Annotated in this window: 7 protein-coding genes and 1 pseudogene; 5 read left to right on the top strand and 3 right to left on the bottom strand. The window is 66.5% G+C overall.

The features are described 5' to 3' along the window. On the bottom strand, positions 1-115 hold a 115-nt coding region (locus ACFQVC_RS42200; RefSeq protein WP_381840078.1), incomplete at its 3' end, for a VOC family protein. A gap of 273 nt (positions 116-388) precedes the next feature. Here ACFQVC_RS42200 and ACFQVC_RS42195 point away from each other — a divergent pair. Continuing rightward, positions 389-1,162, top strand: a complete 774-nt coding sequence (locus tag ACFQVC_RS42195; protein ID WP_381842025.1) for an alpha/beta fold hydrolase — start codon at positions 389-391, stop codon at positions 1,160-1,162. Positions 1,163-1,218: 56 nt separating this feature from the next. Here the strand turns inward: ACFQVC_RS42195 and alc are convergent. Together alc and ACFQVC_RS42185 are read right to left on the bottom strand one after the other, a co-directional pair. Continuing rightward, positions 1,219-2,376: pseudogene (alc, locus tag ACFQVC_RS42190) on the bottom strand (allantoicase). Then, positions 2,312-2,863, bottom strand: coding sequence for a hypothetical protein (locus ACFQVC_RS42185; protein ID WP_381842022.1), 552 nt, complete (start codon positions 2,861-2,863; stop codon positions 2,312-2,314). The pseudogene alc and the gene ACFQVC_RS42185 overlap by 65 nt, the downstream one beginning before the upstream one ends. Before the next feature lie 446 nt (positions 2,864-3,309). Between ACFQVC_RS42185 and ACFQVC_RS42180 the strand changes: the two genes are divergently transcribed. From ACFQVC_RS42180 to ACFQVC_RS42165, 4 genes are all read left to right on the top strand, one after another. Next, positions 3,310-3,774, top strand: a complete 465-nt coding sequence (locus ACFQVC_RS42180) for a hypothetical protein (RefSeq protein ID WP_381842019.1) — start codon at positions 3,310-3,312, stop codon at positions 3,772-3,774. A 657-nt stretch (positions 3,775-4,431) separates the two neighbouring features. Then, entirely contained in the window at positions 4,432-5,802 is a 1,371-nt protein-coding gene (locus ACFQVC_RS42175) for an AAA family ATPase (RefSeq protein WP_381842016.1), read from the top strand. 29 nt (positions 5,803-5,831) lie between these two features. Continuing rightward, positions 5,832-7,574, top strand: a complete 1,743-nt coding sequence (locus ACFQVC_RS42170) for a Mu transposase C-terminal domain-containing protein (protein ID WP_381842013.1) — start codon at positions 5,832-5,834, stop codon at positions 7,572-7,574. A gap of 17 nt (positions 7,575-7,591) precedes the next feature. Then, positions 7,592-8,338 carry an AAA family ATPase gene (locus ACFQVC_RS42165; RefSeq protein ID WP_381842010.1) on the top strand — a complete coding sequence of 249 codons (747 nt, stop codon included), beginning with the start codon at positions 7,592-7,594 and terminating at the stop codon, positions 8,336-8,338. Positions 8,339-8,700: the final 362 nt, after the last annotated feature.

Below are 8,700 nucleotides of genomic sequence, written 5' to 3'. Positions count from 1 at the left end.
GCTCCTCGTTGACCTCGGTGTGGAAGACCTCGAAGCCGTACGTCGAGGTATAGAACTCGACGGTCTTCTCCAGGTCGTGGCAGGCGATCCCGATGTGGTCGATGCGCGTCAGCATCCGTCCAGTGCACTCCCGAGCCAGGGGCCGCGCAATACCGGTCGGAGAGCACTGCGGCCGATCCTCTAGCGAGGCTTGAGCAGCGGGGGCTTGTCAGTGGGCAGAAGACATGTGATACCGGTGCTCAAGCGCTGAACAACCCTAACTCCGCACACTCCTGTGACACCGAGCCACAGACCGCCCCGCCCGCACTTTCAGAGATCACCTGGACAACCCCCGGACGACCGGCTGTGATGATCTCTCGATCTTCGGCCAAGGAGCAGCATGCCTTTAGTGACCACACCGCATGGTCAAGTTGTCCACTACGTCGACCACGGCGGCGAAGGCCCGCCTGTTCTCCTGCTGCATAGCTACCTCATGGACAGCGACATGTTCGCCCCCCAGGTCCAGGCGCTCGGCGGGCAGTTCCGGCTCATCACTATGGACGAGCGAGGCCACGGACGGACTCCCCTCAACGGCCCGTTCGACTTCTGGGACGTGGCCAAGGACGCGCTCTCACTGCTCGAGCACCTGGAAATTCAGCGAGCGTCAGTCGTGGGAGTCAGCCAGGGCGGGTTCATCGCCATGCGCATGGCGCTCCTGTCCCCTGAGAAAATCGCGACCCTCGCGGTCCTCGGCAGCTCTGCAGAGGCAGAGGACCCCGAAGTCGCCCATGCCTATCGGCAGGCCGCCGACCTCTGGCAGGCAGAAGGGCCTCAAGAAGAGCTCCTAGACGGGACGGCGGCCATCTGCCTTGGAGACATGGATGCCTCGGAGTGGAAGGCCAAGTGGCGAGCCCTTCCGGGCCAGCACATCAAATGCATCAACAACGTACTGATCGACCGCGACGACATCGTGCAGCGGCTGGCGGAGATCAAGTGCCCCACTCTGGTGCTGCACGGGACGAAAGACGCTGCCTACCCCGTCGCGAACGCCGAACTGATCGCGGCACGCATACCAAAGGCTGCGCCGGTCGTGATCGTCGAAGGCGGCGAGCACTTCCTTAGCCTCACGCATCCTGAGGCGGTGAATCCGGTGCTTGCTGAGCACCTCTACGCCACGGTGTGAGCGCAAGAAGGGCTCGGTGCTAGCCCTGCGGGTGACCAGGAGATGAGGGGCGAGCTTCAGCCGCTCAGGTTCTGGTAGCGGTGCTTGAGGTCGGCGATGCCCTGCTCGGTGAAGCTGCCGTGCAGGCGCAGTCGGGAGATACCTCCGTCGGGAAAGACATCGAGCCGCACGTGGGTGGCGGAGACTGGGGTTATGAGGGGCAGCCGGTGCAATGTGTCCGGCTCGAGCTTCGTGCGTGGCACGACCTCGACCCAGTCGCCGGCCTCGCCATCACGGACGGACAGCCCGATCCAGCCTGCGGCGTTGCCCTTGAGATAGGCAGTGTCGATCTCCACGGCCCGGATCTGGCCTTGAGCGGCAAGGCGGTAAGCAATCCAGTCGTTGCCCTTGTCGCGACGCCTCCTGGTCTCCCAACCGTCATCCATCTTGCGGGACAGGTCCGGCATGATCGTGTTTCCGGGCGATGAGTAGAAACCGTCGGAAGCAGCCGTGACGGTGCCCCCGTTGAGGACGCAGGCCAAATCGAGTGTGCCGAGCAACGCGACCCAGGTCGGGTCGATGACCACTTCACCATGGACGCGCAGCCGGGCGATGCCCCCGTCGGGGTGCTGGTTGAGCCGCAGGTGCGTACAGCGACGCTCAATGTCGATCTCGAAGCCATTGGCAGCATGACCGCGCACCGGAGTGCGAGGGACAATCTCCTCTCACTTCACGTCGTCGGACAACAACTGCTCAGGGCTCCAGGTCCCCACGACACAGACACCCTGAATACTGATCTCCCGCGGGTAGTTGCCGCGGAAGTGCGCGGTGTCGACGATGGTTCCACGGATGACCCCGGCGACGCCGAGCCGGATCAGCGCCCAGTCATGGTCGGTTTCGGCGTCAGGGTGCGGAGTCTCAGCCGATACGCCACGCAGGCGGCGAGTCTCCCAGCCGTCCATCACCTTGCCCTTGTGGCCGAAGGCATGAGGATCGAACTCGGCAGGGTGAAGCAAGAGCAGGTTCTCCCGGTCGGCGAAGAATTCGTCGCCGGCCGCGACAACTCCAGCGCCGAAGCGGCGGTCCGCCAGGTCGGGTAGCTGGGTGAAGGCGAAGTCACCGCCCCGATAGTCGGCGTACGGGTCGCCGCCGACGTAAGGATTGGCGTCGTTACTGCGGGACGGGTCGAGGCTCGGCTCGAACCTGACGAGGACATCCGCCGCACCCCCTTCCACGCCCGCCCGTCATACCCTCGGGCGCCCCGTCGACGGCGACGACGCGCAGCTCCTGGCCGTCGTCGGTGACCTCGTACAGCTCGGTGAACCGTGGCTGAGTCTCGGTGGCCTCCATGGTGACCAGGAGCTGGTCACCGGGCTGCGCCGGGTACCACGGCGCCTCGGTCAGCTCGCTGTGCCCGCCGACCAGGGCATCGATTTCGCCCATGAGGTCGCGGCGCCGTTTGGCGTCGTCGGCCCGGCTGAGCGGCGACTGCGGTGTGACGGGCTGCTCGCCGCACCGGCACGACACGGTGGTGAGGCCGTGGCGGTTCTTGCCGTGATCGCGCAGCCACTGGTCCGCCGCATCGGTGTCGAATTCGGGGTGTTCAGCGCTGCCGCCGACCTGCACAGGGAAGTCGGGATGCCTGCGGCGCCAGTTGACGACGGCGGCGCGGCCCACGCCCGCGCGCTGCCCGAACTGGGCCAGGTTCACGGTCTCGGCCATGACGTACCTCCGGTTCACGATCACCGGGCGCCCGGTGCGCCTCGGTTCGATGACACGGGACCGTGACAAAACACCTGAAGCTGTGTCAAGAGCCTTGATTTCAGGGCAAGTTGGGCATTCACGAACAAGAACGCGCCCGCGTACGCGAGGGGAAATTCACCCTCCCGGGCCCCTGGCCTGGCCCTGTCCGCAGCGCCGGCCTTTTCCGGGTTCGTGGCAGAGGCGGGAACGGGACCGCGCCGGTCGGCGTGCCCGGCGGGCCGCTCCGCGGCAGCCGGGGCGAGCGCTCTGTGGCCGGCCTCCCTCGGACCGCTCTACAGGTAGCCGTCCTGCTGACGGAGCGACAGCAGGCTGTTCCACGAAGAGCCTGTACCGCGCTGGTTGTAGTTCGGTGTCAACCTCAGGTTGATACCGAACGATATCCTCCGCGCGTAGGTTCGCCAGCCATGAAGACAACCAAAAGTGCAGTACGCGCTGGGATCGTCATGGCCGCTGCTGGGCTGGTCATTTCATTACCCACGTCGGCGCACGCAGTTGACCATTGGGACCCCGGGCTCATTGTGATGGACTACTGGCGCGATTTTGCGTTTCCCGGCGGCGGGGACCACAGGGCATCTTCGATGCATGGAAAAATCTTCTGGGACGAATACGGTAACGCCTCCGTTACTGGAAGAGTTCATGACCAAGAAGCCGACGGGTTGGGCCCCACCATTTACGTGGAATACCAGTACAACACCGATGGCGTGTGGCAATGGGTGGAGCGCCCCCGTAAGCTCGTCGCAAACCCCGACGGAGTCGGAACGTCTCGGAGCAACAGCGCTAACAACGGGCCATTCAAGATAAGGTGGGTGAAGGCCCAGCTGTGCGACGAGAACAGCGGCGGGCGCGTGTGGTGCAGCCCTTGGGTATAGAAGCAGATACCGTCAGTAGGCCACTAGACAAAACGTCCGGCCGATGACGGAGAGTAGAAATCTGGGTCGCGGCGGTGCTTCTCTCTATGGAAGAAGCACCGCAGACTCTTTGCCGTCAGAAATGCGCGGAGAGGCGAAGAAAGATAGGTATTCGGTTTACGAGAGCACGTGAAGAGTGTGCGGCAAAAGATGGGCTTGCGGTTCCACCCTCGAAATGAGAGGGTGGAACCGTTGGTTTTGAGGGAGCATCAGAGAGCGCGCACAGCAAAGTTCCTGACAAGCAGTCAGGAACTTTCGGCACCGGAAAAACGCCAGCGACTCTCCTTGCAGCCAGCCCAAGGAATTCGCGGAGCGAATTTCTGCAGGCCGAATTGCGGAGCAATTCGAGCCGCGGACAACGGAGTTGGCCGCACCGGCGACGGAGTCGCCTGTGAGTGTGTGGGGTGGTGGCAGCGGGTTGGGCGTCATCTGACTCGTTGTGGGGCAGTAGCCCTTTGAGCTTGGCTTTTCCGGGCTCGTTATCTTGGGATCTTGGCTGTCGTGGGGTGACCAAGTCGCTGTCATGGTCTGCGTGTTCGGCCTAGCACACCGGGCTTTGTGCTGACGTGGAGATGCCCGTTCCTGTGTTCCAGGGCGCGGTAGGGGTGTCCTGGCTCTATGACCGCTCAATCACCGTCGCCAGCTTCGGTATCGCAGGGCGCTGGCGCGGCCGCTGTGCGGGCTTCGTCGCCCGCGTTCCGGTCTCAAGATCGTGCTCTGTCCCGGCAGGTGGTGGTGCGGCGTCTTCTCGCGCTGGATGAAGCGGGGAAGCTGGAGACGGTGCATGTACGGATCGCGGCACAGTCAGCCGGGGTGTCGCTGCGCACGGTATGGCGCTGGCTGGCCCTGGCACGGGAGTCGGGTCGCATGGATCCCGTGCCGCGGCGTTCCGCGTTCACGTTCCCTGACGCGTTATGGACCCGCTTGTCGGAGGCGGGCGGGAATGTGGCCGCGTTGCACCGCTGGATGGCCGATCACGTCGACGAGGTCTTGCCTGCTTTGGGCAGAGACGTACTGCCGTCGCTGGCGACTCTGCACCTGGCGGTGCGCCGTGAGCACAGCCAAGGCCGCGTTCTTCCAGTCACCCGCCCTCGATATGCCCGCGTGGATCCTGCCGGATACGACCGTGCGCTGGCTGAGCTGGCCCTGCCGGGCACGGTCGATGAGGCCGGCCAGGCGATCGCCGACCCCGCACCGAACAACGGGACCGAAAACAACGGTACGGCCAGCACCACGCCGTTCACCGACAGCGGTGTGCGCTTGTACGTGCCGGGCGCGCATGCCGTATCGACGAGACAGCTCGGCGAGGTGGCCGAGGCGCTTGCCCACACCATCGCTGCGCGGGGCATCGTGTGCGTGTACGGGGACCCCGGACACGGCAAGACCGTCGCGGTCCATCAGGCACTGTGCCTGCTGCCACGCCGCACTCCGGTGCACCGTGCGCTGGTGGCCGTGAAACCAGCCTTGCCGCAGCTGCGGGCCGCGCTGCTCACCGCGTTCGGCCTGCCCGTCAAAGCGCTGACAAGCCGTACGGACGCAGCCGATCGCGCTCTGATCGACGCTCTGCAGGCACCGGGTGTCCTGGTCGTCGATGACGTGCAGCGCATCGCCGCACCGGAACTGGACTACCTGCGCCTGCTCGTGGATGCACCGACGACCCAGACCTCTCTCGTCCTGTGCGGCGCGGGGGCCGAGCGCACCCTCGCACGTGCTCCCGCGCTGGCATCCCGGGTGCTGACCTGGCAACAGGTGCCCCGTCTGGAACCCGCTCAAGTCCCTGGCGTGCTGCGCCTGTTCCACCCGTTGTGGGACTTCGCCACCGACGCCGACCTGCTGTATGCGGACGAGACCTGCGCTCAAGGCAACTTCCGCACCTGGGCGAAGATCACTTCCCACGCGTACGCGGCGCTCAGCCGCCGCCCCGCAACCACGGCGGACCGTGCGCTGCTGACCGGGGCCTGTTCTCGCCTCGGACCCATAACCCCCTGACCGGCCACTTTTCACGGGCAGGTGTATCTATGAACGCGACCACCCCTGACGACGGCGCCCTCCAGCAGCCCACACCACCGCAGATCGAGCCCGCCCTCGACGCCGCGTCGTTGACCGCGTTGCGGGCCCCGGCCGTGCGCCGCTTGCTCGAGCTGCGCGCCGAGCGACGACTCACCCGTACTCACGTGGCCGCCACCGCACAGTGCCTCGCGGTCTCGGACCGTACGGTGTGGCGCTGGCTGGCCGCAGCCACCACCGCGCCCGAGACCGCGACGTGCCCGGGAGCCCGCCGCACCATCCGGTTCGAGATCACGGACGAGGTTCGGGTGCTGTTGGCGTACTGGCACGGCAACGCCTCCGCGGTCCACCGTGAACTCCGCGCTCGCGCCCGAGCCGCCGGCGATACAGCGCCGACCGAAGAAGCCGACACCTCGAGCCCCGGACCGCACGCACGGCCCGCCGCGCCTGTTCCCGGCGGTGCCCCGCCCTCGGCGGTACCGCTGCTGGACCCGGTGCCGTCCCTGTCGACGTTCCTGCGCGCGCTGCGCCGGGATCTGACGGCGGGGGAGCGGGCCGGCTACCGCCACGGCCCCGAGGCCGCCCGCGCCAGGGACGTGTTCGGCAAGCGCCCCCGCACCTGGCGTAATCACGTCTGGGAGGCCGATCACGTCCAGGCTCCGCTGCGCGTGGCCGCGGACGGTGACCTCGTCCCGCCGTACGTCACGTGGTTCATCGACTGCGCGACCAAAGCCATCACCGGCCTCGCCGTCACCCCCGGCATGCCGACGCGCGCTTCGATCCTGGCTGCACTGCGCTCCGCGATCGTGCGCACCGACCCCTACGGCCCCTTCGGTGGCCTGCCCGAGCACGTCAGATTCGACCGCGGCCGCGACTTCCTCTCCCGCACCGTCTCAACTGCGCTGATCGCTCTGGACTCGCATATCACCGTGTTGCCGCCCTACAGCCCGCACCTGAAAGGCACGGTGGAGAACCTCAACCTCAACGCCACGCGCATGCTCTTCGCCGCCCTGCCCGGCTACAGGCCGAAAGGGCCCCGCCGACGCCCCGACCGGCCCTCGGCCCAGCCGCCGATGTCGTTCGAGGCGTTCACCGAAGAGCTGCTGGCCTGGGTGGTGTGGTGGAACACCGAGCACCGCCCCGCCGAGCTGCACGGCGCCACCCCGCTTGAGGCATGGCAGACGGACCCGACCCCGCTCAACGACATCCCCGCCACTGACGTGTGGTCGTTCACGCTCGAGGACGACGGCCGCCCCCGCACGATCACCAGCCACGGCGTGCGCTTCAAGAACCGGGACTACGTCGCTGACTGGATGACCGGCCAAGTGGGCCGCGAAGTGCGGGTGCGCTTCATGCCCCACCACACCCACGAGATCGAAGTCTGCTCACCCCGCGGCCGCCACCTGGGCACCGCCCACCTCGCGGACCAGGCCACGCCCGAGCAGCTCGGCGCGCTGCGCCGCGCCCGCACCCAGCGGGCCCGGCGCCTGCGCGCCGAGGCCAAAGCCGCCGAGCAGCTGCGCCACGACCGATTCGCTGCTGCCACCACCCCAACCGAGGCACGCCGCCTGGACGCCCTCACCGCCTCCGAGGCCGCCCGCGAGCTCGACCAGCACGACCACAGAGACCTGGCCGCGCTGGCCCTGCCGGATCTGATCCCGCCTGCCCCGCCACCGGACGCCTGGGCGACCTCCAATGCCCTCAAAGCCCGCACCCGATCCACCACTTCAAAGCCCCTCGAGGACTCCTCATGACCGGCCACCTACCGCCCATGCCCACCGACCAGTACGTCGTGCTCCCCGAGGCCCGCCTCGTCACCACCCGCGCGCTACTGATCGCCCGGGAGAACATCGCCGACACCATCGACGCCCGCGCCATGATGTGCGTCCACGGCGGAGCCGGCTTCGGCAAGACCGTCGCCGTCACCAGCTGCCTGCGCCAGCTCGAAGGCGACGAAGACATCCGCCGCATCACCTTCCACGCCCGCCCCACCACCCGCGCGGTACGCCATGAACTGTTCACCGCGCTTGAACTGCCGGGTCAACCCCCGCGCTACGCCAGCGAATTCGACCACCTCTTGAAAAGCGCGCTCGCCTCTCACCCACGGACACTGATTCTCGACGAAGCACAGTGGCTTTCCAGTGACCAGCTGGAGTATTGCCGATTTCTCTGGGACGACCCCTACACCCAACTCGCCATCATTTTCGTCGGCGGAGAAGGCTGTCACGCCACCCTGAGAAATGAACCTATGCTCTCGTCCCGTATTTTCATCTGGCAGCACTTCACCCGCCTTACGTTGGAAGAGGTCCTGGACATCATTCCGCTCTACCACCCCATCTGGGCCGACGCCGACCTCGACGACATCGCCTACGCCGACCAGCACGCCGCGCACGGCAACTTCCGTGACTGGGCCCGTCTCACCAGACACGCCTGCATCGGCCTGCAACGCACAGGGCGGCCACGTGTCGATCAAGAGGTGCTGCGATGGGTCTTCAGCCGGCTGGGAAGTGCTTCGTAGAGAACCGCCAAGTAGGGAACCCATCGTCATTCGCCGAGCGCTTGCGCCGTGAACTCCCTTATGGAACAGTGGATTTATCCGAACCAGAAAATTGCGGAGAGAGGTCCCCGCAGTTTTTCGAGTCAACCTGACATCCCTTCAGTTCGGATGGGGAAGCCAGCGAACAGGTCGACCCCCGCCCTGCAGCCAGCCGCCAGGAATTCGCGGAGCGAATTCCGTTCGCTTGAATTGCGGAGCAATTCAAGCTGCGGACAACGGAGTTGGCCGCAATTCCGGCGGAGCCGGAATCCAGCCGCGCGGAGCGCGGCGTCTCTTCCGCCGCGTAGCGGCGGCGCGTCGTGTCTGCGGAGCGAACCGCGCGC

The sequence above is a fragment of the Streptomyces monticola genome (assembly GCF_042665355.1).
Taxonomy (GTDB): domain Bacteria; phylum Actinomycetota; class Actinomycetes; order Streptomycetales; family Streptomycetaceae; genus Streptomyces; species Streptomyces monticola.
The sequence above is the reverse complement of the archived record's forward strand: the minus strand, read 5'-3'. Positions and strand labels throughout refer to the sequence as shown.